The following is a 24,788-nucleotide window of genomic DNA, read 5'->3' as shown; positions in this document are numbered from 1 at the left end:
GGTCGTATGGGTTACCTGCGCGGGTTCAGCACATTGGCGAAGTCGACGTCCTTGGCGACGTAGACATTCACAATCGTGCCTTGGTTGATCGTTACGGTCGGCTGACGACGGCCTTCGCTGAGAGCCTCGTTGGCCAATCGCTCCATGGTCCGCGCCGTAGCACTTTCATAGGGCGAGCGGACAGCAAACCCATTGCTTGCGACGGTGGTCGACTCCGGGCCGTGCTCTGCAGCGGCGTACTTGAAGGCATCGGCGATGAGGCTGATCATCAACGCCGATGCAATGCGACTTCCCCAATGTGCGCTGTACTGGCCCGGATGACCGGCACCACCCAACTGATCGACGCCGGGACTGGACATGGCCACGTCGATGCCATTGGGGGTGGTGATTCGGTCCCAGATGACTTCCACGCGCTTGCCATTCGGGCCACCACCGTATGCGCCGTAGATCTTCGACCCCTTCGGCAACAGCAGGTTGCGCCCATTGATCGAGTACACCGGCTCGGTCACCAGGCAGGAGGTATAGCCCGCGATGTCGGTGATGATCCGGGTTTCCAACACGCACCGCAGGTAAGTACCACGAACCAGCAAAGCATCCGGGCTGCGGATGAACGCGGCATTCGAGACATCTTCCACATCCGGGCCGCGGCGTACCTTCTGCTGCTGTTGGGCCTGCGGATTGGCCGCCTGCATTGCAGCAATCATTGCCTGACTGTAGTCGGCCCCCTGTCCTGGCGGCTTGCCAGCAGAATCGCCTGCATTAAATCCGGCGCTGCTGCCGATACGACGATCGAGCAGCGATGGCCCACGTGGTTCCTCGCTCTGCCGCAAGCGCGCGCGGTCGGCGTCCTGCAGACTGACCATCGGAATATCCGGCTGCGGCGCAGGCGGCAACATCGGAATCGGATCGGCAGGTGCAATGGGCGCCGGCGCGCTGGCAGCCGGCCCAACCGTCGGCAGATCCGGCGTGGAAACACGGGATTCCTGGCGGTTGCCTGTCGTGGCGCTCTTGTCGTCCTGACCCTTGCGGAACAGCAGGAAGCCCATGGCAACGAGCAGCACCACAATCCCGCCAAGGAACATCAGCGCCTTGCGGTTCAGGCGCTGCTCTTCAGCCGAGCGCAACTGCGGTGCAGCAGCATCGAGATTGGGCGCTGCTTCTGCCTGCTGAGCACCGAAGTACGGGTTCGTTGGCGTTTCGGCCGGACCCTGACCACCGTAGGGGCCATGCCCTTCGTCGCGCCCGTTGTTCGGATCGTTTCCGGGAGTGTTCTGCTGGCTCATTTCTTCACGTTCCTTCGCAGACCAACGACGTAGTCGCCGTGGCGGATGACCAGGTACGGGTAAGTCCCGTGGACGATCAAGGTATTGCCTTCGACAGTGGTGTTGACGACGAAGTCCTCACCGTATTCCTTTTCACGGCCGAACACGGCGGGGAAGATGCCGGTTTTGTATTCAGGTGAATTCGGCAGTTTCAGGTACGTGAAACGACCGTCGTCGTAGGCGTTGACCGGAATCAGCCACCCCATTTTCTTCGCCTTGCTGGTCGAATAGGAGTAGTTGAAGTTGTACTGCCTGTCCTTGGCCATTTCAGTGCTCAACAGCGGCTGCGCATCTTCCTCAACGGCCTCCTGGGCAACACCGAACACGGTGTCGTTGGGATAGCTGAAGGCGATCTTGTACTGCACGCCGGCGCGACGGGCCTGCTCGAGCTGACGCCAGTCTGTCGCCACGACCTTCAATTCGAAGATGTAGGAATGAGTCTCGGTGCGAACCATCATGTTGGTATCGACGTCGACGTTCTTCGGCTTGATGTAGAACACATTCTCGCGGCGGGTCAACTCCCAGCCGTTGCTGAAACCAGTGCTGTAGTCGAGGATCTTCTCGCTCGGGCTCAGCTCGATCTGGGTAGTGAGACCCAGGCCGGTGCGAACCGGATAGATGCGATCCTTCTCATACTCGTAATGGTCTACCGCCTGCGCCATCGCCGCGGTGGAGAACACCAGCGACAACAACGACAGCAGCGCCAATGCGCTCCCCCTGACTTTTCGACTACTCATCGGTTGCTTGCTCCATCAGCATTTCCGGTGGAATTGTTCTGTACCGGCCTCATGGCCGGTTGACCGGGCATGGTCTGCCCTGGCGCGGCTTGGCCCTGCATCGGCTGCTGCATCGGCTGCCCCTGCACGGGCTGCCCCTGCACGGGCTGTCCTTGCATAGGCTGTCCCTGCATCGACTGGCCGGACATCGGCGGGGTGATCTGGACATCGCCCGGCACGGCGAGCGGCTGCCCCGTTGCCGGGTCGATCATGGTGGCCGCTGCCGGGTTGTTCGGGTCATACACGCCTTGTTGTGCTTGCGTGGCCTGCTGTTCTGCCTGCTGCTGCAACTGCGCATCATCCGGACCCGGCACACCGCGCGAGTAATCATTGTCGCGGCGATACTCGAAGACCTGCATGCCCAAAGGATTGAGAATGCGCTGCTGCTCGTTCAGCGCCAGATTCGAGTCATAGCGGAACCGCAACGTGATCAACTGATTGTCCAGGTAGGACGTCGTCGCCTTGTTCTTGTCGTAGACGCTGCGCTGGATTCGTACCGAGGCCCCGCGGAAACCACCGTTAACCTGAGCCTCCAACGGCGTAATGCTGAGAATCTTCACCCGGATGGCACGATCCTTGCCATACAGGGTCACCGGGCTCTGTGGGTTGTTCGGGGAATAGAAGGCACGGATGGCGGCACTGGTGCGCGTGTCGGACATGACGTGCACCAGCGCCCAGTCGCGCAGGCCCATGACAGCGAAATCGTAGGATTCGCGCGCCATGACGTACTGGGCTACGTTGCTGCGATTGATCGCATCGCTCGCGGTGATCGACTGCCCTTCGAAATTGCCGGTCAAGCGCGCAACCGTCGCCGTACCCGTATAGGCATCAGCCATCACCAGGAACGGCACCTTCTCCTTCAACGGCAACATGTAGTAGTAGCCACCGGCCAGCGCCAGCGACATCAGCAACGAACCGGTGGCGACCCACCAGGCACGACGCTCGCTGCGCCGGGCCATGTCGGCCACGGTGATCTCGTAGCTGACTGCCTTGGCGACCGACTGCTCGACCTTGGGGCTGTTGCCTGCATCCTTCTTGCGGAACATGGGTTCTTCCGTACTGCTGAAACATCAATGGGCGCGACGCCCCTGCGCCAGGCGCGGGGTGCGGCACGTTCGATGATTTCGACGCGGTCTCAGCTGCCGCTGCTGGCTTCAGGATCCTGGGCCGACGCGGTCGGCGTCGATCCAGCGCTCTGCACGACGATCTGGTTGCCGACGATGGAGACGGAAACGCCCTGCGCCGCATAGGCCGCCGTGAGATCGATCACGGCCTGCTGTGCGTTGGTGGTGTCGATCTCCGACACCGCGCCATACAGGGTGAAATCCGAACTGAGGCGATAGTCCAGCGTGCGGCCGGAATCCTTGGCCCAGCGCTCGAGCATGGCCTTCAGCGTGCGATCCATCGGCGACGCCTGATAGACGTAGCTGGAGTACAGCGGAATCTCGGTCGGAGCCGTCGCGAAACGGTTGACCGGCTTCCAACGCCCTCCAAAGTCGGGTGCGGGCTTGGTAGCACAACCTGCCACCATCAACGCCGCCACTGCGGCGATGGACATTTTTGCAATAAACGCCTGATTCATACGGGCTTCACTTTGACGTACGAAAAAGCAGTCCCGATGTTGGTCCCTTGGTCGTCCGGCACTGCGCGATGCACGCCGAAAACGTAACGAATGCACTGCTTAACAGCACATGGGCACGGTTCCCCTGCAGCTCGAAAGCTGCCAACCAAGTCGCGTGAAGCAACCTCATCCGAGGCCCCTCTCACGCACCCTCACCAACGTCGGAACCATCCCTGTTCCCATGGCTGAAACTCCTGGCCACTCTGAAAGCATGACGAATCACACAGATTCGCAAGCCACGCATAGAGTCGCACAACTACGCGTCAATTCGATGTCAGACAAATCTGAATTTTGACCAACGTATGGCGTTTCTTTGACGCGTCTCACTAATTCACATCAATGAATGCGTGCACCCATCACACTTTCAAGTCTGCAACTTAGACATCAAGCATAGGCACGTCAACCTTTGGCAGTAGACGTGACGTGAAATAGCGGTCCTTGTAATAGCGAATCTTGTCGCACTTGACCGGATGCGGGATGCCTTCGTACAGGAACACTTCCTTGTCCGGCCCCATCGCCTTCAGTTCCTGCGGCAGCATCAGCGCGCGACGCTCCTCGGTGAAGCTGTGGGTCTTTTCGCGCGCGTGGGTGACGTTCTTCTTGCGGATGGTGGTGTAACCCAGCATGTCCGAATAGTCGTTGGCGTCCTGCTGCTCGCGCGGGGCGTACAGGATCTGCAGCGCGTGGTTGGTGATGATCGTGCGCGAGACTTCGCGGCCATAGGTGGCATCCAGCTGCGACATGCTCTGGATGATGGGCAGCAGGCGCACGTTGTAACCGGCCATGTAGGACACCGCCGAGGCGATGATTTCGACCTTGCCGATCGAGGTGAATTCGTCCATCAACAGCAGGCACTGGTACTTCAGGTCCGGATTGGACTTGGGCAGTTCCTTGGTGTTGAGGTTGATCAGCTGGCTGAAGAACAGGTTGATGATCAATCGGCTTTCGGCCAGCTTGTTGGGCTGGATGCCGATGTAGATGGTCATCTTCTTCTTGCGCACGTCGGTGAGCAGGAAGTCGTTGGTGCTGGTGGCCTTGTCCAGGACCGGGTTGATCCAGGGGTTCAGCGGTTCCTTGAAGGTACCCAGGATCGAGGCGAAGGTCTCGTCGGCCTGGGACAGCATGTTGGCAAACGCCGAGCGCGCGTTGCTGCTCAGGAATGGGCGCTCGGACAGGCCCTTGAGGAACTTCTTCAGGTCGCTGCCATCGCCGGAGGACAGGCGGTACACCGCGCCCAGGGTCGGCGTGCCCTGCCCGCCCGGGAAGCCGCTGCTGCGCTCGTCATCCCAGTTCTCGAACAGGTACAGGGTGAAGGCAATGAAGGCATTGCGCGCCTGGCTGATCCAGAACTTCTGGTCTTCCGAGCCATCGGGATACAGCATCGCGCCGATGCTCATCAGGTCCGAGACACGGAACGCCGGGTCGTCGGAGACATAGCTGAGCGGGTTCCAGCGATGGGTGCGGCGATCTTCGGCGAAGGGGTTGAACAGGTAGATCTCCTGCCCCTGGCTGGCGCGCCAACCACTGGTCAGGTCGAAGTTTTCCTGCTTGATGTCCAGCACCACCAGCGATTCGCCGTACTCCAGCAGGTTCGGGATGACCACGCCGACGCCCTTGCCCGAACGGGTCGGGGCCGCCAGGATCACGAATTGCTGGCCGTCCAGCCGCACCAGCTTGCCGCCATGGCTGCCGACCACGATGCTCTGGCCGCTCTTCTTGAACATGCCGTGCTTGGCCAGATCGGCGCCGGTGGCAAAGCGCGCATCACCATGCAGCGAGCGCTTGTCCTTCTTCAGCAGCACGACCAGGCCGACAATGGCCAGCACCAGCAGCGGCAGGCCGAAGCCGAGGTAGCCGGCCCATTTGATCTTGCCCACGAACGGGGCAACCTGCGGCTGGCCGAGGGCGTGGAAATACTGGTAATAGGTATTCCAGGTGAGCAGCTTGGTATCCAGACCAAGCAGCAGCAGCGTCAGGTAACCGGAAAGCACGAACCCAAGCAGCAGGGTCGCCAGCGTGATGATGGCGATGAGCAGATACTTCTTACTGGACAACACCCTAATCCTCCATGATGCGCCCGAGGGCGCGACGGCTTAGCGGCGGCGTCGCTGCGACGCCTTCCTCCGCAGGTTGACTTCATTCTCCAGCCCGGGCTCCACGCCCTCTTCCCGCACCAGTTCCTCTAGGTACCGGCGCGCATCGGCCAACGACATCAGGTCGGTCAGACGTTCCCCACCGTCGACGATGACCGCATGGCCGACCACATCGCCGGGAGCGTACACCGGCTCGTGGGTCACCGCTACCAGACGGAAGCGGCCGCGTAGTTCCAGCTGATGGGTGTATTCCTGCATGTCTCATCTCCCTGATGGAATCCAGATGCCATTCCTGCAGCGTCCGATGATGCCTGCACGGCCGTGGTGGCGGCATGCAGACAGTCCGTACGACAATACACGCTTGCACCGGGGAGATCGCAATGGACTGGGTAGCACGTGCACGCACGCTGGCGCTGGAGGCCCATGCCGGCCAGGTCGACAAGGCGGGACACCCCTACATCGGCCACGTTGGCCGGGTGGCCGCTGCCGTGCGCGGCGATGATGAAGCCGAGGCGGTGGCCTGGCTGCATGATGTGATCGAGGACTGCCCGGCCTTCGCTGGGCAGGTGCAGGCCTTTCCCGCCCCGTTGCAGGACGCGGTCCGGCTGCTGAGCCGGACGTCTGCGGCGGATGCCAACACGTACTACGCACGAATTTCGGCGGATCCGCTGGCACTGAAGGTCAAGCTGGCCGACATCGCCGACAATGCCGATGAAGCGCGGCTGGCATCGCTGGATGCCGCCACCGCTGAGCGCCTGCGTGACAAATACCGACGGGCCTTGGCGGCGCTTGGCCAGCAGGCCACGCCGGCAGCACCACCCATCGAACACTGATTTACCCCCAGCCCGGCTGATGCCTGTTGCGGTGCAGCAGTACAATGGGGCGCTTCCCCCGCCCCTTTGCGCCCCCGAATGAGCCCCAACTCCCCCCTGGCCGCTCGGCTGACGCCGCGCCAGCGCACCCTGATCATCCTCGCCCTGTCGTTGGGCGGCTTCGCCATCGGCACCAGTGAATTCGCCAGCATGGGCCTGATGCTGGAGATCAGCCGCGGCCTGTCGATCAGCGAGACGCAGGTCGGCCACCTGATCAGCGCATACGCCATCGGCGTGGTGGTGGGCGCACCGATCCTGGCCTTCGTCGGCGCCAGCTTCCCGCGCCGTAAGCTGCTGCTGGCACTGATGGGGTTCTATGCCGTCGGCAATCTGGCCAGCGCGTTGGCGCCGAACTACGGCACGATGCTGGTGGCGCGCTTCGTCGCTGGCCTGCCGCATGGCGCCTACTTCGGCGTGGCGATGCTGGTGGCCGCAGCGATCAGCCCGGCCGGGCAGCGCGGCCAAGCAATGTCGCGCGTGCTGTTGGGGCTGTCGGTGGCGATCCTGATCGGCAATCCGCTGACCACCTGGCTGGGCCAGCAGCTGAGCTGGCGCACCGCCTTCGCCCTGGTCAGCGTGCTGGCCATCGCCACGGTGGCGATGATCGCGCGCTTCCTGCTGCCCGATCCGGATGAGGTGCGGACCTCGCCGATGCGCGAGCTGCGCGCATTCAACACCACCCAGGTATGGCTTGCGCTGTCGATCGGCGCGGTGGGCTTTGCCGGCATGTTCTGCGTGTTCACCTACCTGGCACCGACCCTGGTGCAGGTGACCGGCGTGGCCGAGTCGTGGATGCCGCTGGCGGTGGGCGTGTTCGGCATCGGCGCGATCATCGGCAACATTGCTGGTGGCTGGCTGGTCGACAAGTTCCACTTCAAGGCCGCTGCAGTGGTGCTGGTGTGGTCGATCGTGATGCTGCTGCTGTACCCGCTGGCCGCCGAATCGGTGTGGACCATCGGCCCGATGATCATTACCGTGGGTACGATGGGCGCCCTGGCTGCGGTACTGCAGACGCGCCTGATGGACGTGGCCGGCGAGGCGCAGACCCTGGCCGCCGCCTCCAACCATGCGGCGTTCAATACCGCCAATGCGCTCGGCCCGTGGCTGGGCGGCATGGCGATCAGCGCCGGCTTCAGCCCGGCCACCACCGGTTACGTCGGTGCGGCGACGGCGGTCGGCGGCCTGCTGCTGTGGTGCGTGTCGGTGATGCTGGAGAAGCGCAGGATTGCCATCGCCGGCAGCCGCTGAACTGCGCACGGTCCGTCAGCCGTCGCCCAGGCGACGGTGTTGCCCTGGAGGCAACAGGCAGCACCGCGCTGGCAGCGGCTGCACACCGCACCTACCGCAGGCAATAGCTGAAGCGTTCGTCCAGTGCCATGGCCTCATCCTGGCGCTGCACCCGCTCAAGCACGTCGACGATCTGCTGGAAGCGAGGCCCCAGCGCCTCTCTGGAAACCTGATGGCCGTTCCAGGTCAGCTGCAGCGGGCGCTCGACGCTGGCACTCAGCAGATCCCAGAGGGCGTCGAGATTGTTCCCATAACCGCGCTCGACACCCAGTGCGAGCGCCAGCGTCTCGTGGAATGCCCGCTCGCTGTGGATGCGGTTGCCGTCCAGTTCGATGTCCATTGCGGGCTACTCCGTTGCCAGCGGCGAGTGGAAATTCAACCTGCATGCTATCCCAGCCGCATGCGCAGTCCTGAAGCGTAGCAGCGGACCTCGTTGACTTCGCCACCGCGCTGGCCTGACAGCCTCATCACGGTGGGAAAACGAGGATGGAGACACCTGTCTGCAACCGAGAACACCATGCCGGACACCGGCCACTTCGCCATCCATGCCTTCGAGGCCGCGTTCAATATTTCCGGCGACGTGGAGCGCATTATTTCGCTTACCGTGTCATGCCGTCATTGTGCGGAAATCACCTGCGCCCAGGATGCAAACCTGTTGCACCTGCCGGGCGGTACGCTGTTCCGTTGTGATGCCTGTGGCTGCCATCAGGCCATCAGCAATGCGCGCCTTTCGGACTGGCAACTGCCGCCCCTGCTGGGCGTATGAGGACGTACCATGCCGTTGACTGAAGAACAGTTCACCATCCTGCGCGCCATTGCCGATGCGCGCCCTGTGGGAAGCGATGCGGCGACGTGGGCCGTGAAGGAAGGCCTGGCCGTGCAGGCGGAAGATGCGGATATCGATCTGACCCCACACGGGCGCGACATGCTGGCCTCCCAACCGGCGCGCTGACCGGGCAGCACTGGCATGCAGCATGCACATGCCGTGGTGAGCTCATCACGGCATTTGCGCGCTGGCGGTGCGACGAACACGCGGCGTAGATCCGCCTTGCTGCAGAGTTGCGCACGCCAGCTCCCAAAGCGCGACACAGCCCTCATGCACCGCCAGCTTTCCCCCACCTGCCACGATGCGATTGCCCTGCGGGCCGGCGCGCTGGGCAGCGTCCTGGGCGTGGCGCTGTTCAAGGTCTTTGCGCTGTCTGCCGCAGCGGCAGGCTCGATGATGACGGTCGGGCTGTGGCTGCTGGGATGTGCACTGCTGGCGGCTTGGGCGTTGGCGGCCTGCCTGACCTGCCTGGCCTTGAGCCGGCGCGTGTTCGTGCTGATGCTCGCGCTGTCGACGGTGTTCCTGATCTGCATCGCCTGATAGGCAGTCAGCGGCCTCAAGCACTCCCACAATTGTTATTCAATAACAAGTGCTGCCAGTCGGATTGCGCGTGAGCCAAGTCACGGATTGAATTCGATGGCCAGACCGGCCCTTTTGAGATTCCCCCCATGCGCCTGCTGCAGCCCCTGCTCCGCTCCGCTCTCTGTGTCCTTGCTCTCGCTTCCATCAGCGCCTGTGCCACCTATGACGATTCGGCCATGCACGCAGCCTGCCAGGAGTCGCCGCATGTGAGGGACCTGCCGCCTGAGGTTGCCGCCCGCGAAAGCCGATGCAGCAAGAGCGTTGAGGTCTGGTCGAGCGAGCGCAAAGGCAGTGACCAGCCGCTGGACCTGAGCGGCAAGAAGAAGGATCTCTGAAAGATGGCGGCGCAGCCCTGCGCGGGCTGCGCGGGCTGCGCCGGAACTCAGGCAATCGCTTCCCTGCCAGCTGAGCCCGTCCATTCCTGTACCGCCCGCGCCAGTCCTGCCACTTCGGCGCCATCACTGGCCCAGGCGACAATGCCGTCCGGACGAACCAGCAGCGCCGACAGGCCCAGCGAATCGATAGCGGGCTGCGCGATGGACAGGATGCCGGCCCGTTCGACATCAACCTCCTCGCACAACGAGGCAGCAGCATCGAACACCAGCAGCACCGCCTGCCCTGCCCGCAGTAGTTCACCCATGCGGCGACCATCGACCAGCAGGAAATCCGGCGTGCTGCGGCCCACCAGCGGATGGGTATGGCCGAGGTCCAGCTGCTGGCCCACACCCCACACGCGCTCGGCGAGATAGGTGGCGCCATCACGTGTTTCTGCCAGATCGGCGACGATGGCAGCCAGTGCACGCGAGCCTGCGCTGGGGCGCATCAGTGCGACCTGCGCGCGCGACCACTCCAGCACGCGCGCGCCGATCGGATGGCGTTCGGCCTGATAGGTATCCAACAGCGCATCAGCTGCCTCGCCGCGCACGACGGCGGCGAGCTTCCAGCCAAGGTTCATCGCATCGCCCAGGCCCAGATTCAGACCCTGCCCACCCAGCGGCGAATGCACATGTGCGGCATCGCCGGCCAGCAGCACGCGGCCACGACGATAGGCGGTGGCCTGCCGTGCGCCGTCGGTCCAGGTGGTGGCCAGATGCAGTGCGGTGATCGTTGCTTCGCGGCCGGAGATGCGGCGCAGCAGCGCCTGTGCCGATTCGCGATCAAGTGGCTGGCGGTGGCCCGCGCCGCCGTCGAAGTCGGCCAGGGCGATCGTGCCCGGCGGATTGAAGTTGCACATGCCCTGCGCGGTGGTGTGACGCCCCGGGCTGAGTGCCGTCGGATCTTCCAGTTCAACACTGAGCGAGTGGCCGGTGAACTCCGGGTCGGTGCCGGCAAAGCTGAAACCGCACTGCTTGCGCACGGTGCTGCGGCCTCCATCGCAGCCGACCAGCCAGCGCCCGCGGAAGGCCTGTCCGCCCGCCTCGACCTGGACCTCGTCGGCCCCCATCTGCACGCTCTGCACGCCCGCACCACGCAGGATCACTGCGCCCAGCGCCTGCGCGCGCTCGGCCAGCACGGCCTCCAGCGCCTGCAGTTCCACCGCCATCTGCGTGCCGACCGGGCTGCGCAGGCGCCACGGCCAGCGACCGCTGTCGACATTGTCCAGTGCAAACGGAATACCCGCGAAGTGACCACCCAGCTTGCGTGGCTGCGAGAGCCAGTGCGCCGTTCCCGGCAGCGGCGGGCCCTTCTCCGGCTTCAGCACCTGGCCGGCTGCCACCGCGTCCAGCAGACCGCGCCGGTCGAGCGCCTCCAGCGTCGGGGCATTCAAACCGCGCAGCCCGAACGGCAGGCGCTTGAGCGGCGAATCCGGCGAGGCCGCCTGCTCCAGTACCAGCACCGCGCTTCCTGCCTGACACAGTTCACAGGCCAGCAGCAGTCCCACCGGGCCAGCCCCGGCAATGACGACGTCGTACCGCATTGGAAATCCTCGTGAGCACCGGGTCGATGCTCTGGCGGCTTCAATGTTACACTCGGTGTACTTTTCTACAAGTGACCCGCCGATGCCCCCGCCACCCGGTCGCCGTGAGCAGCGCAAAGCCGAGACCCGACAGGCGATTTCCGACGTCGCCACCCGGCTGATCATCGAGCGCGGCTTCGAGGCGGTGTCTATGACCGAGATCGCCGACGCCGCCGGGGTTTCGCGCAAGACGGTGTTCAACTACTTCGCCAGCAAGGAACAGCTGGTGTTCGACCGTGACGAGGAAGCGCGCCAGCTGCTGCGCGAGGGCATGGCCGCGCGCACGTCGATGACGCCGCTGGCCGCCTTCCAAGGACTGGTGCGGGAACTGCTGGACACCGGCCATCCGCTGCTGCGGATCAACGCCGGTGCGGCGTCGTTCTGGAAAACCGTGGCCCAAAGCGCCGTACTGGTGGCCCATGCGCGGCAGCTGCAGGCGCTGCTGACCGATGACCTGGCGCAGTTGATGGCTGAGTCAGCGGGGCGACCCGTCGGCGACGCCGACGCACGACTGGGCGCCTCGATGCTGATGGCGTCGATGGTGGCCGCCTACGAACAGGGGCTGCGCGCCCTGTCGTTCGGCGGCGATCCGCGGCAGGCGATGGTGCCGCTGATCGTGCGCGGCGCGACGGGGACGCTGGTGGCATTGGCCGGTACGCCGTATACGGATCCGTCCGCGCGTCCATGACGCAATCGGGGGATGGGCACCCGCTCATTGCAAATGCTAATCTTTCTCATTTGCATACAAGCCTGATACGCCCATGCCCCACTTCCTGCCCCGCCGCAGCATTCTGTGCCTGGCGACGACACTGCCTTTTGCCACCCCCGGATACGCCGCCGACGCCCCGCCCAGCCGCGTTCAGGAGCTGGACAAGGTGGAGGTGCGTGGCCGCGCACAGACGTTGTACCGGGTGGATGACGCGGCTGTCGGCACCCGCACCGATACACCGCTGGAACTGGTGCCGCAGTCCATCCAGGTACTGCCGCGCGAGCTGATCGACGACCAGGCTGCACGCCAGGTGACCGATCTCTATCGCAGCATCAGCGGCATCAGCTACTTCAGCTATGCCGGGGTGACCCTACGTGGCTTCCGCCAGGAGAACGTGCTGTATGACGGCCTGCGGGGCGACCCCTATGCGGGATTCTCGGTACCGCAGTTGTTCAACATCGAGCGGGTGGAGGTGCTGAAGGGACCGGCCGGCGCGCTGTACGGGGGCGGCGACGCTGGTGGCGTCATCAACTATGTGACCCGCAAGCCGAAAGCCACTGCCGAACGCCGCGTTGAACTGCAGATGGGAAACAAGGATTTCCGCGCCGGCTCGATCGAAGGTACCGGGCCCTTGAATGCAGCCGGCACGGTGCGCTACCGCGCCGGCCTGTATGGCGACAACGAGCAGGGCGTGCGCTGGAACACCGACAGTGAAAGCGTGATCGGCGATGCCTCGCTGGCCTTCGACGTGGGCGACACCGGCGAGCTGGTGCTGCAGTTCACCGACATTGCCCAGAACCTGGGCGGCAATCGCCTGCGCGGTGTTCCGGTCGATGACAGGGGCAATTTCCTGACCGACCGCCGCTGGAACCACAACGAGGCCAGCGACTTCCTGGACATGCGGGCCAAGGTGGCGCTGGCACAGTACCGTTTCGCGCCGCGCGACAACCTGGACGTGGATATTGCCGCGCGCTGGTTCAGCAACAACGAACACCAGATGTACCACGAGCCGATGGGCCTGATCGACCGCGACCGCGATGGTGTGGCCGAATGGATGACCCGGCAGCTGCGCAACCAGATCCGCGACAACGAGGCGTTCACCGCCAACGCCAATGCGGTGTGGCGGGTAAGCACCGGTCCGGTGGACCACAAGGTGCTGTTCGGTGCGGACGTGTACCAGCTGGATGCGGACTTCACCGCGCAGACCGCAAACAGCGCCGACCTCGCGCGCGGCGCCGGCCCGGTGCGTGGCATCGACCTGTTCAATCCGGTGTATGGCGCCAGCACCTGGCACGATTACAACCTGTCCTCCCTGCCCTGGCGCAGCACCAGCACGCGCAGCAGGCGTTATGGCGGTTACCTGCAGGACGAGCTGGCCCTGACCCCGCGCTGGCACGTGCTGGCCGGCCTGCGCTGGGACGGTTTCAAGGACGACGACCGCCTTGCCGGCAGCAGCGTGGATGGCAACGACATCAGCTGGCGCCTGGGCAGTACGTTCACCGTTCGCGATGGACTGAACCTGTATGCCAACGTGGCCAGCGGCTTCGTGCCGCAGTCGGCGGCCAACCAGAATTCCGCCGCAGGCGGCCCGTTCGATGCCGAGCGCAGCAGGCAGTGGGAAGTGGGCATGAAATCGCTGCTTGCCGAGCGCCTGAGCCTGAACCTGGCGGCCTACCGTATCGACCGCAGCAACATCGTGCAGGCCACTGGCGAGGTCATCAATGGTGTGAACCAACTGGCGGCGCTGGGCCTGGTGCGCAGCACCGGCATGGAGATGGATCTGTTGGCCGACGTGACCGAGCGCTGGGTGCTGAACCTGACCTACGCCTACAACGACGCGCGGGTGAAGGACGCGGGCCCCAATGGCATCACCAATGCCTCCGGCGATCGCTTCGCCAATGCACCGCGCAACAAGCTGGGCCTGTGGACGCGCTACGACCTGCCGGCGATCAACTCGGCCATTGGCTTCGGTGCCGACTACGTGGATGAGCGCATCAGCCTGGATGGCCAGCCCGTGAAGCCGTACACCGTGTTCGACATGAGCTGGAAAACCACGTGGAAGCAGTGGCAGTTCCAGGCCAACGTCAAGAACCTGTTCGACAAGGTGTATGCCGCCAGCGGATTCATCGAGCGCAACGGCCATTTCCCGGGCGAGCCGCGTCGGGTGTATGTGCAGGCCGGTTACAGCTTCTAGGCCAGCGCTATTGAGCAACGCCTCAGGGAGGTGGAATGGCCACCTCCCCGACCGGCGTCAGCCCGAGCAGGACACCAGCATCGAGCGGGTGGCCATCTGGGTGGAGGTGAAGCCGTTCTTGTTGCCGACCGCGATGGCATTGCCCTCATCGCCATCCTTGCTGAAGACCACGTAGCCGCCAGGGCACATCTGCCCGGCCTTCTCGTAGCAACCGCTCCAGGAACTGGAGCCGCTGCAGTCGATGGAAACGCCGCGGCGGCCATCCGGGGTGACGGTCATCTTGGCGGTGGTGCAGCCGGTCAGCGTGGCGAGCAACAGCAGCGGAACGAACAACTTCATGGTGACTCCAGGGATGGGAACTGCGAATGGGCGCCAAGGCTGGAGCGCCTGGATTGCGTGAACCTTGCGCCGTCCCCGCGGCGTCATCGCATCCCTGCATGACCTCCCGGCGGCTGTGCAGGCACGCCATGTTCACGCAATGTTCCTGTAATACGGTGCCGGCGCGTGCCGAACCGCCCTTCTGCGGCCCCACCCTGCCCAAGCCCTGCTGATGCACATCCTGCTGATCGAAGACGAAGCCGAACTGGCCGCCACCCTCAAGTCCGCCCTGCAGCGCGAGCGCTATGTGGTGGACGTGGCCAATACCCTGGCACTGGCGCGGGAGGCGGCCCTGTGCGGCCTGCACGATCTGGTGCTGCTGGACCGCACCCTGCCCGATGGCGATGGCCTGGCGTTGATTTCCCTGCTGCGCGAGCGCAACCCCGGGGTGCCGATCATCGTGCTGAGCGCGCTGGGCCAGTTGCCGGACCGGATTGCCGGCCTGGATGAAGGCGCCGATGACTACCTGGCCAAACCCTTCGCGCTGGAGGAGCTGTTCGCGCGGATCCGTGCTGCGGGCCGTCGCCCAAGCGGATTGCAGGTGGAGTCCATCAGCATCGGCCGATTGGTGTTCGACCCTGCCTCGGGCGAGGCCAATGTGGGCGGCCAGCGGCTGGAGCTGCCGCGGCGCGAGATCCGGGTGCTGGCCGCCCTCGCACGGCGCCTGGGCCGCACCGTGCTGCGCGAATCCATCGAGATGGCGGTGTATGGCTTCGACGACGGCATCCATTCCAACACCCTGGATTCGCACGTCTCGCGCCTGCGCCGAAAACTCGCTGACGCCGATGCGGGCGTGGAGATCCACGCCATTCGCGGGGTTGGCTATCTGATGCGGGAAAGCAAGTGATGGCGCGTCGCCCGTCGTTGAAGCGCCCACTGATCGTCAAGACGCTGATCTACCAGTTGCTCGCACTGCTGGTGGCCTTCTTCGCCCTGCTGATGGTGCTGGTGCGTGCCGACAGCGGTGGCTACTACACCATCCAGACCTTCGCACCGGTGGCGGCCGAGGCGGTGCACCGCGACCGCAACGGCGAACTGTACGTGCAGCACACGCCGGAGCTGGCCGAACTGCTGAAGATCGTCCCCGGTGCCTGGTTCATCGCCGAGGACGAGCATGGGCACCACGTCACCTTCGGTCATGTGCCACCGGCCTATGCCTCGCTGGTCGGTGCCCTCGATGGCATCCCCTATGGCGACCTGCGCGGGCGTGATCGCAGAGATGGCCTGGCCGTGGTGGTACGCCAGCACAGCGGACCGGCCGGCAAGCTGACCATCATGGCCCATGGCGAAACCGATTCGCTGACCATGCAGATGGCGTTGGCCGCGCACATCATCACCCTGCCGATCTTCCTGCTGCTGGCGCTGGCCACCATCATCCTGACGCCGATCATCGTGCGGCGGGCACTGGCCGGTGTCGAGCGCATCGCGCAGGAAGCCCGCAACATCTCGGCCAGCCGTCGTGGCATCCGCCTGACCGAAACTGCGGTGCCGGTGGAGATCGCGCCGCTGGTAACCGCCGTCAACGATGCATTGGACCGGTTGGATGAAGGACACGAGCGGCAACGCCGTTTCATCGCCGCAGCGGCGCATGAGTTGCGCACGCCGATCGCGATCCTGCGGGTAAAGATCGATGCCGCTGATGATTCGACTTCGCGCAGCCTTGCCGTGGAAGTCGCGCGTCTGGCGACCCTGGCCGAGCAGCTGCTGGACCTTCACCGCATGGAAGAGGACGGTCCAAAGGAAACCCTCAACCTGGCCCGGGCGGCCAAACGGGTGGCCGCCGATCTTGCGCCCCTGCTGATCCAGTCGGACAAGACGGTGGCGGTGGCGGTGGAACCACACTTCCCGGTGCTGGGTGAGGCTGGCGCGGTCGAACGGGTGATCTCCAACCTGGTGTTGAATGCCGCCGAGCACGGTGGCCGCCAGATCATCGTGCGGGTGCAGGGCAGCTGCCTGGAAGTGGAAGACGATGGCCCCGGCATTCCGGTGGACCAGCGCGAACGTGTGTTCGAGCCGTTCCAGCGACTGCGCCCACGGCAGACCGGTGCGGGCCTGGGACTGAACCTGGTGCGGCAGGTGATCGACCGTCACGGTGGCCGTGTCACTATTCTGGATGCCCCCGGTGGCGGCGCGCTGATCCGCGTCGAATTCCCACAGCACCCGGGCGTTGCCTCTGCGCCATCGCTAGAGCACTGAGGACGTCCGCACATCGGTGACTGCCGCCTGTCCGTGCGCTGCAGACAGCGATGACACGCAAGGTTGCGGCAATGTTCGCTGCGCAGCATCGAATCGATGGCATCTGCGGTGCCATCGCGTTCCATCCTGACAGGAAGCCTGCACGTGACCGAAGGAGTTCCTCCACCCTCCTCCTCTAGCCGATCCCGCGCGACACCAGCTACATCCGGTTTGACCGCGGCTGCGTGGAATAGACGCTCGCATGCCGATCGCGCGCGCGGACTGCCGCATTGGCCACAGTGGCTGCGCGCGATACCTGCGGCGAAGCGTCCGAACGTGCTGATGCGCCTTTTTGCCGCGCTGTTCCTGCTGCTGCCCGGCAGTGCACTGGTGGTTTCAACGCACCGCCATGCACACGCAGCACTGACCAGCGCAGTGCTGCTCTTCGTCGTCGCACATGCCGTGCTGCACGCGCTGTCCGCATGGCGATCAACTACAGCGCGAACCCTCCCTGCTGCTCTGCGCAACGTAGACAGGCATGCAGCGTGGATGATGCTGGCCAGCGCTTGGGTCCCGCTGGTGATACATCGCGTGCACGCGCAGCCGACCAGCACACTCGCTGCCGCAGGGCTGGTGATCGGCACGCTGTGCCAGCTCTGCAGCCTGCGCATGACATCCGACCGTCTGCGCAGCGGGTTGCTGGTGCTGGGCAGTGCCTTGCAGTTCGTCGCCGTGGCGCTGGTCATCGCCATGGAAGTGACCTGACAACCACGACAGCGCCGCAAGGTTCACGCAATCCATCACCTTGAGACTCGACGGCCATCCACGCCCGGCACCCGGCGCGTGCATCTCTCCTGCCGCGAGGACCACCGATGACCTGCCCCTTCTGGATGCTGTGCGAATGAGCACGGCACCGCGTAAACACCGCCGACTGCTGATGACCGCCGGTGCCGTACTGTGCACTGCCATTGCCTCCTGGTTCTGGCTCCGACCGGCACCGCCACCACCACTGCAGCTCGCGCCCGTGGTGCGTGGGAACATCGAGCAGGTGGTGGAAGCCACCGGCACCCTGAAGCCATCGCGACTGGTGAGCGTGGGCGCGCAGGTTTCCGGGCGCATCGAAACCCTGTACGTGAAGCTGGGCGACAAGGTGAAGGCAGGTGACCCGATTGCCGACATCGACTCCCGTACCCAGCGCAATGCACTGCTGAGTGCGCAGGCAGCACAGCGCACCGCACGCGCCAACCGTGATGCACTGGCCACCGATCTACGCCAGTTCGAACTGACCCTGCGGCGGCAGCAACGACTGGTCGCATCGCAGCTGGTTGCCCGCGCCGACTTCGACGCGGCCAACGCCAAGGTGGAGGCAACCCGCGAACAGATCAAAGCGCTGGATGGGGAGATCGTGCAGCGGCAGACCGAGGTGGACATCGCGCAGACCAATCTGGAATACACCCGCATCACCGCGCCTACCGATGGCACGGTGCTGGCGGTGGTCGCCCGTCAGGGGCAGACGGTGAACGCGGTACAGAGCGCACCCACCATCGTCATGCTGGGCAACCAGGACGTGATGACCGTCTATGCCGAAATCTCCGAGGCCGACGTTGTGCACACCACGGTCGGCCAGGAAGCCTTCTTCACCATCCTTGGCGATGCGGGCCGCCGCTACAGCAGCACGCTGCGCGACATTGCGCCAGCGCCCGAATCGATCACCAACGAAGATGCATCCAGCCTCACGTCACCGGCGTTGTCCACCGGCAGCCGCACCGCCATGTACTACAACGGCCAGTTCGACGTGGACAACAGTGATGGGCGCCTGCGCAGCTACATGACCGCCCAGGTACGCATCGTGCTCGGCCGTGCCAACAACGTGCTGACCATCCCCTCCGCCGCGCTGGGTGCGCGGGCCGGCGATGGCAGCTACAGCGTGCAGGTTCGCGGTGCAGACGGGCGCGCCGTGGCGCGGCGCATCGCCATCGGGCTGGATGACCAGATCCAGGTGGAAGTACGCAGCGGCTTGAAGCAAGGCGAGCAGGTGGTTCTGGCTCAAGCCGGCGACGAAGACGCCGCCGCACCCGCGCAGCCCCGATGAGCGCCCCCATGAGCGAGCCTCTGCTGAGCGTACGTGGGCTGCGCCGTGAATTCGCCGCCGGCGAGCAGGCGCTGGTGGTACTGGACGGTGTGGACCTGGACATCCATGCCGGTGAACTGGTGGCCATTGTCGGCCAGTCCGGCTCGGGCAAGTCGACGCTGATGAACATCCTCGGCTGCCTCGATCGGCCCTCTGCCGGCGAATACCAGATTGCAGGACGCCAGACCGCGCAGATGTCGCCCGACGAACTGGCCGAACTGCGCCGCGAACACTTCGGCTTCATCTTCCAGCGTTACCACCTGCTGGCCGACCTGACCGCGCTGGGCAACGTGGAAGTGCCGGCGATCTATGCCGGCATGCCCTCCCCCGCGCGCCACGCGCGGGCCGCCGAACTGCTGGCGCGGCTGGGCCTGGGGGAACGCATGCAACATCTGCCCGGCGAGCTGTCGGGGGGCCAGCAGCAACGCGTGTCGATTGCCCGCGCACTGATGAATGGCGGTGCGGTGATTTTCGCCGACGAACCGACCGGCGCCCTGGATACACAGTCGGGCAAGGAAGTGATGAAGATCCTCGGCGAGCTGCATGCCGAAGGCCACACCGTGGTGCTGGTGACCCATGACATGGCGGTGGCCGAGCACGCCCAGCGCATCATCGAGATCCGCGATGGTCGGATTGTCGATGATCGTGCCACGGGTGCTGGCTCGGCAGCGGGCATGGCGCCGACCGCGATGCCGCAACGCAACGATGGCATCGGCTGGCAGGCCGTGCGTGATCGCTTCTCCGAGGCCTTCCGCATGGCCCTGCGCGCCATGAACGCACACCGCATGCGTACCTTCCTGACCATGCTCGGCATCATCATCGGCATCGCCTCGGTGGTGTCGGTGGTCGCGCTGGGTACGGGTGCGCGTCAGGCCATCCTGTCCAACATCTCTTCGCTGGGTACCAGCACCATCGAGATCTATCCAGGCTCCGGCTTTGGCGACCTGCACGCGGCGCGGGTGGAGACCCTTACCCCGGGTGACAGCGTGGCCCTGGCAGGGCAACCGTTCGTGGACAGTGCCACCCCTGGCGTAGCCACCACGGGTACCGCGATGCGCGGCAACCGCTCCGCCAGCGTGCAGGTGCAGGGCGTCAGCGAACAGTACTTCCGCGTGCATGGATTGAAGCTGGGCGAAGGCGCCTTCTTCGGCGCGCAGGGTGTGGCTGGCTACCAGCAGGTGGCGATCATCGACGCCAACACCCGCGCGCGCTTCTTCGCCGCAGCCGAGAACCCCATCGGGCAGACCCTGCTGCTGGGCACCGTGCCGGTGCGCGTGGTGGGTGTAGTGAAGAAAGATGCCGGCGCCGCCGGCGACGCCTCGCTGCTACGGGTATGGATGCCCTACACCACCGCCATGGCGCGGGTGTTGGGCCAGAGCCATGCATCCAGCATCACCGTGCGCGTATCCGATGCGATCAGCATGGAAGCGGCCGAGCAGGCCATCGCACGATTGCTGACCCGCCGCCACGGCAGTACCGACTTCTACATGAGCAACAACGCGCAGATCCGCCACTCGATTGAACAGACCACCGGCATCCTCACCATGATGATCAGCTCCATTGCAGCCATTGCACTGGTAGTCGGCGGCATCGGAGTGATGAACATCATGCTGGTGTCGGTAACCGAGCGCACCCGCGAGATTGGCGTGCGCATGGCCGTGGGCGCGCGGCGCAGCGACATCCTGCAGCAGTTCCTGATCGAGTCGGTGCTGGTGTGCCTGCTTGGCGGCGTACTGGGCATTGGCGTGGCGTTGCTGCTGGGCGCGGTGCTGGCACTGGCCGACGTAGGCTTCAGCCTGGTGTTCTCGGCAAGTTCGATCATTGCGGCATTCGCGTGTTCCAGCCTGATCGGCATCGGCTTCGGCTTCCTGCCGGCACGTCGCGCGGCGCAGCTGGACCCAGTGGAAGCGCTGGTCCGGTAATCACCGCAATTGCCTGCGGTGACGGCAGGTTCGCGCAATGTCTGCGGTGTGTACTGCAGCTACCGACGATGTCCGCACAGGAGCTGGACGATGTTTCTGAAAACAGGAAGGACTGTGCTGCTGCTTGTAGCAGCCGCACAACTGCTGGTGCTGCTGCCCTACTCGGGCGATGCCCATGCGCAGCGTGGCGACCGCCACAACCCGCAGTGGAACCAGGACTATCGTGACCGCGAGCGCGATGACTGGCAGCGCCGAGAACGGGAGCGGGAGCGTGACCGCGAACGTGAGCGCCGACACGACGCCAAGACCACAGGCGTGGTGGTGGGCGTCGTGGGCGCGGCTGTGGTGGCGGGCGTGATCGCGGCAGCGGCGAAGCGCGAGCGGGAAACTCGCGAGCGCGCCGGCTACTGCATGAACCGCTACGGCAACTACGACCGGCGTACCGACAGCTATCGCGACCGCGATGGCTACACCTACCCCTGCCGCTGACTCCCTCGCTCAAGGACTACATGCAATGCATATGAACAAGACCGCCCTGCTGATCGCGCTGTGCGCCGCCCCGCTCCTTGCACACGCCGCGCCCGCCGACCCGAAACAGGCCTATATCGATTCCACCTTCACCGCGATGGACAGCAACAAGGACGGTCGCGTCGACAAGGCCGAGTTTGCCACGTATCAGCAGGCACGCTTCAGCAAGCAGGCTGACTCGATCGATGCCGCGTTCGCTGCGATGGACAAGAACAAGGACGGAAAGATCAGCAAGGAAGAAGCGGCCGTGGTGCCGGAAATTGCGAAGTACTTCACGGGGCTGGATACCGACGGCGATGGCTACCTGTCGCTGAAGGAAATGCAGCAGGCGATGGTGGCGGCGCAGACTGCCGACGCACCGGGGAAGTAACGGGTGCGGGGGTAATGGGAATACCCCACTGCCCCTTGCTGTGCACTATGCCAGGCGCGTTGCCGGCTGCTCGCGCACCTGGTTGTCCAGTTCCTGCTGCTGACGCTGGGACTGGGCGTGTTGCCGTTCTGCACTGGCCAGCTCCAGACGCTGCAACGACTGCTCTACCGGCGTCTGCACAGCCACATCGGTGGGCATGGAAGCCCTCAGGTGTGCCGGGTCGTTCATCTCGCCCTGCACCACGAACACGTTGCGGCCAGCTGGGCTGTCCGCCGTCTGCGCGCTGAGCAGCACATGGTCGGCACGGTCCAGGTTGTTCTGCCGGGCCAGGACCATCACGCTGGCGGTCAGACGTTCACTGCTTTCATCCGGCGTGCGTCCTGCTCTGGCGTCGATGCCGGCGACATGCCCGCTGACCTGCTGCAGCAGACTGTACTCGGCGTGGCCCGGGCCGATGTCCGCCAGACGCGTTGGCGAACGCTGGGGGCCTGGCATGCCATCGACCGATGCAGTGAGCGGGCTGCGGGTGATGGAGCGGTAGGGATCTTCCGGGTGGAAGTGGGTGGCCTTCTGCTGGCGCTCAAGGCGGACTTCGCGCGCGTCGTTGAGTTCGGCGATGCGGGCCGGATCGGTGATCTCGCGCAGCGAACTGTGCCCACCGCCGGAGGTCACACTGACCCACTTGCTGTCCTTTTCAAAGTACAACGCGTAGGAATTGAGGCCGCCGATGACGTTGGGGTCGACCGAGGAGCGGCCACCCAGGGCCTGGGTGACTTCATGGAACGTCAGCGTGCCGAGGTACTGGCTCCCCTTGCTCAATCCCATCTGGGTGATCGCATCGCGACTGGTACTTCCCACCCGCGGGAGTCCGGCCCCATCGTTGTCGAGCATGTTGGTCCAGATCTGCTCCAGCTTCTGCGGGCCACTCTTTTCCAGTGCGGCCTGAAGCAGCACGCGGGGTGTCCAGCAATTGGGATCCAGGCGATGCTGCTCGAACGCACGGTCGTGCGCGGTCATCACATCCTTGCCGGGCAGGTTCAAGGCAAGATCCGGGCGCTGCTGCTGCGACCAGTACTGCCGCAACACGAGGTCCTGCTTGAGCAGACTCTGTCCGAAGGCTTCCCATTGCCGTTCACTCAACACCGCATTGGGGAAGCGTGAACCATCGTCGTGCTGCGTTCTCGCATGTTCCTGAGCGTAGCTGTTTGCCACCCGCCCGGGCAGGCTGTCGTTGCGCACAACACCCAACGCCAGCGTTCCATAACCGTCTGCACCGGGAAGCTGCGAGAGATAGTTCCAGTAGAGCTCCCGGTTGCCCGAATCCGCGTAGGCAGTGAGGATCCTGATGTCCTTCTGGGTCAGTCCACCCATGACTTACTCCTTGAATTGTCTTCGGATCACCTGGCCTTGGTGCGTGCAAAGGCATTCCGTACCGCGTCTTCCATGCGCTTCCAGTCCTTCAGGAATGCCCGCTTGTAGTTCAAGGTGATCGAGAGCTTGTTCTCGACATCCACGAAATAGTGCGTACATCCTGCCGCCACCGGGTCGTCGAGGTCGATGACCTGATCGCCTTCCAGGCGCACGCCATCACCCCGGAACGAGGTGGTCTCGCACTTTATGAATGTGGTGAGCTGACCATCTTCGTTGCGCGCAACATACCAGTCATCTTCATAGGCCGGGTTTCGAACAGGAGGCTTGCCGTAGCGGGCCTCGTAGTCCTTTGAATAGCGGGCCATCCTCTCTTCATCGATGGCATAAGGGACCAGCCCCAGCGTCGCTGGCCGGGCAATCCGCAGGTCCAGGCGTGCCCGTGGATCACCACGTTCCACCGATCCCTCCTCGGTGATGGCCTCGTTGGACGACAGTCGCGCAAGCGACGTTTCGATTGGAATCCTGTCGATGTAGTTCACCGCCACCGCGATCTCCTTGCGGAAATCATTGGTCCTCGGATTCGCCCGTGCGCCCGGCGCGGTCGGCTTCATGTCAGGCCATTCGATAACCAGCGTCACCCCCTCCCCCGGCCAAGGCGCAATCTGGCTGTCCAGATAATTGGCAGGGATGCGGAAGGTATTCGGCCCCAGCTTCACATCCACGGGCGCGTCGGTGTAGGTGTGGCCGTTGAGGGTACGACCGGTCTGCGTTGCGCCAGGCATGGCGGGATTCCTTTCGTGTTCGGTGGATGGCGGTCGTGCGCAGGCACTGGCGCTCACAGCGACGGCGATTGCGAGTGCCAGGCACCGGCCGGAGGACATCGGGTGCATCGGGCCATTCCATTGCAGGGTTTGGCTCCACTATAGAAAGATTGAGATCGGTGGAACAGGCCCCCGGAATATCTCTTCAGGCATTTCGAACACTTCCGAAGTCGGCGTGACCTCGGTCCTCCGGTTCACAGACTGCTCAACGATCGAGCGACCCGGGATCCAGGTTCCGATGAATGAATCGACCAGCTTCATCCCACTCGGGCGGTGAAAGGTCCATTGATTCCGGATCGACAGCGTATTGATCCTCTGTCAGCGCCTGCAGGCTCTGCTGAATCGCTGTACGGAATGAGGAGACGTCAAAGTCCTTCGGCTTGCGTGACTGGCGACTCCAGTTGTCGACCGCGTACAGTAGAGTGGAGCTATAGGCACCCCATTGAGCGACTGCATCGAGATGGCAGACCTGCGTCCATTCAAGCTGACCAACCGCCAGGAACGCGTGTCTGGATCGGTAATAGCGCGTTAGATCGCGTGTCGCCGCCATGGATTGCAGAACGGCTTCATCGTCCAGCACACCGCCCATGCGATGCATCTCAAATCCGAAAATGAAACGGGTAACGGCGGTACCGAACTCCTGGGCGGCCAGATCCTTCTGCAGGTGCGCTTCTACCCGGTTGATGTCGATCCGCCAAAGTCCTTGACTGGCATCGAAACGCCATCCCTGCCTAAGGGCAGTGGCTTCGAAACATCCAGTTGACCAGGTTATCCGGTGCTCGAATTCCATCGGGGAATGTTCCTCTGCGATCCGTGCAAGGGCTACAAGAGGCAGCGCGTCGGCTTTGCCGGG

At 64.3% G+C, this 24,788-nt stretch carries 27 protein-coding genes; 15 read left to right on the top strand and 12 right to left on the bottom strand.

What is annotated here, in order from left to right; translation table 11 throughout:
- Positions 1–11: 11 nt before the first annotated feature.
- The 6 genes from M2299_RS03215 to M2299_RS03190 form a co-directional block, all read right to left on the bottom strand.
- The gene (locus tag M2299_RS03215; RefSeq protein WP_134832752.1) at positions 12–1,283 is read right to left on the bottom strand and encodes a TrbI/VirB10 family protein; all 1,272 of its coding nucleotides are present in this window, start codon (positions 1,281–1,283) and stop codon (positions 12–14) included.
- Positions 1,280–2,059, bottom strand: coding sequence for a TrbG/VirB9 family P-type conjugative transfer protein (locus tag M2299_RS03210; protein WP_280883859.1), 780 nt, complete (start codon positions 2,057–2,059; stop codon positions 1,280–1,282). The genes M2299_RS03215 and M2299_RS03210 overlap by 4 nt, the downstream gene beginning before the upstream one ends.
- Entirely contained in the window at positions 2,056–3,144 is a 1,089-nt protein-coding gene (locus tag M2299_RS03205; RefSeq protein ID WP_140227289.1) for a type IV secretion system protein, read from the bottom strand. The genes M2299_RS03210 and M2299_RS03205 overlap by 4 nt, the downstream gene beginning before the upstream one ends.
- 89 nt (positions 3,145–3,233) lie before the next feature.
- Positions 3,234–3,680 (bottom strand): hypothetical protein, encoded by a 447-nt coding sequence (locus M2299_RS03200; RefSeq protein ID WP_025878721.1) that lies wholly within the window; start codon positions 3,678–3,680, stop codon positions 3,234–3,236.
- Between the two features lie 416 nt (positions 3,681–4,096).
- Positions 4,097–5,776: a type IV secretory system conjugative DNA transfer family protein gene (locus M2299_RS03195; protein WP_032976218.1), complete on the bottom strand. Its 1,680-nt coding sequence runs from the start codon at positions 5,774–5,776 to the stop codon at positions 4,097–4,099.
- A 36-nt stretch (positions 5,777–5,812) separates the two neighbouring features.
- Entirely contained in the window at positions 5,813–6,070 is a 258-nt protein-coding gene (locus tag M2299_RS03190; protein ID WP_025878723.1) for a hypothetical protein, read from the bottom strand.
- A 122-nt stretch (positions 6,071–6,192) separates the two neighbouring features.
- Between M2299_RS03190 and M2299_RS03185 the strand changes: the two genes are divergently transcribed.
- Together M2299_RS03185 and M2299_RS03180 are read left to right on the top strand one after the other, a co-directional pair.
- Positions 6,193–6,645: a phosphohydrolase gene (locus M2299_RS03185; protein WP_099784625.1), complete on the top strand. Its 453-nt coding sequence runs from the start codon at positions 6,193–6,195 to the stop codon at positions 6,643–6,645.
- A gap of 78 nt (positions 6,646–6,723) precedes the next feature.
- Positions 6,724–7,932 (top strand): MFS transporter, encoded by a 1,209-nt coding sequence (locus M2299_RS03180; protein ID WP_099784627.1) that lies wholly within the window; start codon positions 6,724–6,726, stop codon positions 7,930–7,932.
- 91 nt (positions 7,933–8,023) lie between these two features.
- Here M2299_RS03180 and M2299_RS03175 read toward each other — a convergent pair whose 3' ends face one another.
- Complete coding sequence (locus M2299_RS03175) at positions 8,024–8,311, bottom strand: barstar family protein (protein WP_032976222.1); 288 nt, start codon at positions 8,309–8,311, stop codon at positions 8,024–8,026.
- 177 nt (positions 8,312–8,488) lie between these two features.
- Between M2299_RS03175 and M2299_RS03170 the strand changes: the two genes are divergently transcribed.
- The 4 genes from M2299_RS03170 to M2299_RS03155 all read left to right on the top strand — a co-directional run bounded on the left by M2299_RS03170 (position 8,489) and on the right by M2299_RS03155 (position 9,714).
- The gene (locus M2299_RS03170; RefSeq protein ID WP_025878727.1) at positions 8,489–8,737 is read left to right on the top strand and encodes a hypothetical protein; all 249 of its coding nucleotides are present in this window, start codon (positions 8,489–8,491) and stop codon (positions 8,735–8,737) included.
- A 9-nt stretch (positions 8,738–8,746) separates the two neighbouring features.
- Positions 8,747–8,923 carry a hypothetical protein gene (locus tag M2299_RS03165; RefSeq protein ID WP_165780900.1) on the top strand — a complete coding sequence of 59 codons (177 nt, stop codon included), beginning with the start codon at positions 8,747–8,749 and terminating at the stop codon, positions 8,921–8,923.
- A gap of 144 nt (positions 8,924–9,067) precedes the next feature.
- Positions 9,068–9,337: a hypothetical protein gene (locus tag M2299_RS03160; protein ID WP_025878728.1), complete on the top strand. Its 270-nt coding sequence runs from the start codon at positions 9,068–9,070 to the stop codon at positions 9,335–9,337.
- Between the two features lie 128 nt (positions 9,338–9,465).
- Positions 9,466–9,714 carry a hypothetical protein gene (locus M2299_RS03155; protein ID WP_263929228.1) on the top strand — a complete coding sequence of 83 codons (249 nt, stop codon included), beginning with the start codon at positions 9,466–9,468 and terminating at the stop codon, positions 9,712–9,714.
- Between the two features lie 47 nt (positions 9,715–9,761).
- On the opposite strand, the gene M2299_RS03150 is transcribed toward M2299_RS03155, so the two are convergent.
- The gene (locus M2299_RS03150) at positions 9,762–11,297 is read right to left on the bottom strand and encodes an FAD-dependent monooxygenase (RefSeq protein ID WP_280883858.1); all 1,536 of its coding nucleotides are present in this window, start codon (positions 11,295–11,297) and stop codon (positions 9,762–9,764) included.
- 82 nt (positions 11,298–11,379) lie between these two features.
- Between M2299_RS03150 and M2299_RS03145 the strand changes: the two genes are divergently transcribed.
- Together M2299_RS03145 and M2299_RS03140 are read left to right on the top strand one after the other, a co-directional pair.
- Complete coding sequence (locus tag M2299_RS03145) at positions 11,380–12,024, top strand: TetR/AcrR family transcriptional regulator (RefSeq protein WP_099784633.1); 645 nt, start codon at positions 11,380–11,382, stop codon at positions 12,022–12,024.
- A gap of 73 nt (positions 12,025–12,097) precedes the next feature.
- Positions 12,098–14,239: a TonB-dependent receptor gene (locus tag M2299_RS03140; RefSeq protein WP_280883857.1), complete on the top strand. Its 2,142-nt coding sequence runs from the start codon at positions 12,098–12,100 to the stop codon at positions 14,237–14,239.
- A 57-nt stretch (positions 14,240–14,296) separates the two neighbouring features.
- Here the strand turns inward: M2299_RS03140 and M2299_RS03135 are convergent, their stop codons facing one another.
- Positions 14,297–14,578 (bottom strand): hypothetical protein, encoded by a 282-nt coding sequence (locus M2299_RS03135; RefSeq protein ID WP_059064492.1) that lies wholly within the window; start codon positions 14,576–14,578, stop codon positions 14,297–14,299.
- A 211-nt stretch (positions 14,579–14,789) separates the two neighbouring features.
- On the opposite strand from M2299_RS03135, the gene M2299_RS03130 reads away from it, so the two are divergent.
- From M2299_RS03130 to M2299_RS03100, 7 genes are all read left to right on the top strand, one after another.
- Positions 14,790–15,464 carry a response regulator transcription factor gene (locus tag M2299_RS03130; RefSeq protein ID WP_280883856.1) on the top strand — a complete coding sequence of 225 codons (675 nt, stop codon included), beginning with the start codon at positions 14,790–14,792 and terminating at the stop codon, positions 15,462–15,464.
- Positions 15,464–16,813 carry a HAMP domain-containing sensor histidine kinase gene (locus M2299_RS03125; RefSeq protein ID WP_280883855.1) on the top strand — a complete coding sequence of 450 codons (1,350 nt, stop codon included), beginning with the start codon at positions 15,464–15,466 and terminating at the stop codon, positions 16,811–16,813. Before M2299_RS03130 ends, M2299_RS03125 begins: the two co-directional genes overlap by 1 nt.
- Before the next feature lie 321 nt (positions 16,814–17,134).
- On the top strand, positions 17,135–17,557 hold the full coding sequence (locus M2299_RS03120) for a hypothetical protein (protein WP_280883854.1): 423 nt from the start codon (positions 17,135–17,137) through the stop codon (positions 17,555–17,557).
- 136 nt (positions 17,558–17,693) lie between these two features.
- Positions 17,694–18,884, top strand: a complete 1,191-nt coding sequence (locus M2299_RS03115) for an efflux RND transporter periplasmic adaptor subunit (RefSeq protein WP_280883853.1) — start codon at positions 17,694–17,696, stop codon at positions 18,882–18,884.
- The gene (locus M2299_RS03110) at positions 18,881–20,845 is read left to right on the top strand and encodes a MacB family efflux pump subunit (RefSeq protein ID WP_280883852.1); all 1,965 of its coding nucleotides are present in this window, start codon (positions 18,881–18,883) and stop codon (positions 20,843–20,845) included. Before M2299_RS03115 ends, M2299_RS03110 begins: the two co-directional genes overlap by 4 nt.
- A gap of 90 nt (positions 20,846–20,935) precedes the next feature.
- Positions 20,936–21,334, top strand: a complete 399-nt coding sequence (locus tag M2299_RS03105) for a hypothetical protein (RefSeq protein WP_280883851.1) — start codon at positions 20,936–20,938, stop codon at positions 21,332–21,334.
- A 31-nt stretch (positions 21,335–21,365) separates the two neighbouring features.
- Positions 21,366–21,743 carry an EF-hand domain-containing protein gene (locus M2299_RS03100; protein ID WP_280883850.1) on the top strand — a complete coding sequence of 126 codons (378 nt, stop codon included), beginning with the start codon at positions 21,366–21,368 and terminating at the stop codon, positions 21,741–21,743.
- A 45-nt stretch (positions 21,744–21,788) separates the two neighbouring features.
- Here M2299_RS03100 and M2299_RS03095 read toward each other — a convergent pair whose 3' ends face one another.
- The 3 genes from M2299_RS03095 to M2299_RS03085 form a co-directional block, all read right to left on the bottom strand.
- Positions 21,789–23,114 (bottom strand): XVIPCD domain-containing protein, encoded by a 1,326-nt coding sequence (locus M2299_RS03095; protein ID WP_280883849.1) that lies wholly within the window; start codon positions 23,112–23,114, stop codon positions 21,789–21,791.
- 26 nt (positions 23,115–23,140) lie between these two features.
- Positions 23,141–24,004, bottom strand: coding sequence for a hypothetical protein (locus tag M2299_RS03090; RefSeq protein WP_280883848.1), 864 nt, complete (start codon positions 24,002–24,004; stop codon positions 23,141–23,143).
- Positions 24,005–24,140: 136 nt separating this feature from the next.
- Entirely contained in the window at positions 24,141–24,725 is a 585-nt protein-coding gene (locus M2299_RS03085) for a hypothetical protein (protein ID WP_280883847.1), read from the bottom strand.
- Positions 24,726–24,788 lie beyond the last annotated feature (63 nt).

This window comes from Stenotrophomonas sp. 1278 (assembly GCF_029892765.1).
GTDB classification, from domain to species: domain Bacteria; phylum Pseudomonadota; class Gammaproteobacteria; order Xanthomonadales; family Xanthomonadaceae; genus Stenotrophomonas; species Stenotrophomonas indicatrix.
Note: the sequence above shows the minus strand (reverse complement) of the source record. Positions and strands in the feature narration are given on the sequence as shown.

Coding starts and splice junctions, on each gene's coding strand:
- M2299_RS03215 (WP_134832752.1), bottom strand. CDS start 1,283: ATGAGCCAGCAGAACACTCCCGGAAACGATCCGAACAACGGGCGCGAC.
- M2299_RS03210 (WP_280883859.1), bottom strand. CDS start 2,059: ATGAGTAGTCGAAAAGTCAGGGGGAGCGCATTGGCGCTGCTGTCGTTG.
- M2299_RS03205 (WP_140227289.1), bottom strand. CDS start 3,144: ATGTTCCGCAAGAAGGATGCAGGCAACAGCCCCAAGGTCGAGCAGTCG.
- M2299_RS03200 (WP_025878721.1), bottom strand. CDS start 3,680: ATGAATCAGGCGTTTATTGCAAAAATGTCCATCGCCGCAGTGGCGGCG.
- M2299_RS03190 (WP_025878723.1), bottom strand. CDS start 6,070: ATGCAGGAATACACCCATCAGCTGGAACTACGCGGCCGCTTCCGTCTG.
- M2299_RS03185 (WP_099784625.1), top strand. CDS start 6,193: ATGGACTGGGTAGCACGTGCACGCACGCTGGCGCTGGAGGCCCATGCC.
- M2299_RS03180 (WP_099784627.1), top strand. CDS start 6,724: ATGAGCCCCAACTCCCCCCTGGCCGCTCGGCTGACGCCGCGCCAGCGC.
- M2299_RS03175 (WP_032976222.1), bottom strand. CDS start 8,311: ATGGACATCGAACTGGACGGCAACCGCATCCACAGCGAGCGGGCATTC.
- M2299_RS03170 (WP_025878727.1), top strand. CDS start 8,489: ATGCCGGACACCGGCCACTTCGCCATCCATGCCTTCGAGGCCGCGTTC.
- M2299_RS03165 (WP_165780900.1), top strand. CDS start 8,747: ATGCCGTTGACTGAAGAACAGTTCACCATCCTGCGCGCCATTGCCGAT.
- M2299_RS03160 (WP_025878728.1), top strand. CDS start 9,068: ATGCACCGCCAGCTTTCCCCCACCTGCCACGATGCGATTGCCCTGCGG.
- M2299_RS03155 (WP_263929228.1), top strand. CDS start 9,466: ATGCGCCTGCTGCAGCCCCTGCTCCGCTCCGCTCTCTGTGTCCTTGCT.
- M2299_RS03150 (WP_280883858.1), bottom strand. CDS start 11,297: ATGCGGTACGACGTCGTCATTGCCGGGGCTGGCCCGGTGGGACTGCTG.
- M2299_RS03145 (WP_099784633.1), top strand. CDS start 11,380: ATGCCCCCGCCACCCGGTCGCCGTGAGCAGCGCAAAGCCGAGACCCGA.
- M2299_RS03140 (WP_280883857.1), top strand. CDS start 12,098: ATGCCCCACTTCCTGCCCCGCCGCAGCATTCTGTGCCTGGCGACGACA.
- M2299_RS03135 (WP_059064492.1), bottom strand. CDS start 14,578: ATGAAGTTGTTCGTTCCGCTGCTGTTGCTCGCCACGCTGACCGGCTGC.
- M2299_RS03130 (WP_280883856.1), top strand. CDS start 14,790: ATGCACATCCTGCTGATCGAAGACGAAGCCGAACTGGCCGCCACCCTC.
- M2299_RS03125 (WP_280883855.1), top strand. CDS start 15,464: ATGGCGCGTCGCCCGTCGTTGAAGCGCCCACTGATCGTCAAGACGCTG.
- M2299_RS03120 (WP_280883854.1), top strand. CDS start 17,135: ATGCGCCTTTTTGCCGCGCTGTTCCTGCTGCTGCCCGGCAGTGCACTG.
- M2299_RS03115 (WP_280883853.1), top strand. CDS start 17,694: ATGAGCACGGCACCGCGTAAACACCGCCGACTGCTGATGACCGCCGGT.
- M2299_RS03110 (WP_280883852.1), top strand. CDS start 18,881: ATGAGCGCCCCCATGAGCGAGCCTCTGCTGAGCGTACGTGGGCTGCGC.
- M2299_RS03105 (WP_280883851.1), top strand. CDS start 20,936: ATGTTTCTGAAAACAGGAAGGACTGTGCTGCTGCTTGTAGCAGCCGCA.
- M2299_RS03100 (WP_280883850.1), top strand. CDS start 21,366: ATGAACAAGACCGCCCTGCTGATCGCGCTGTGCGCCGCCCCGCTCCTT.
- M2299_RS03095 (WP_280883849.1), bottom strand. CDS start 23,114: ATGGGTGGACTGACCCAGAAGGACATCAGGATCCTCACTGCCTACGCG.
- M2299_RS03090 (WP_280883848.1), bottom strand. CDS start 24,004: ATGCACCCGATGTCCTCCGGCCGGTGCCTGGCACTCGCAATCGCCGTC.
- M2299_RS03085 (WP_280883847.1), bottom strand. CDS start 24,725: ATGGAATTCGAGCACCGGATAACCTGGTCAACTGGATGTTTCGAAGCC.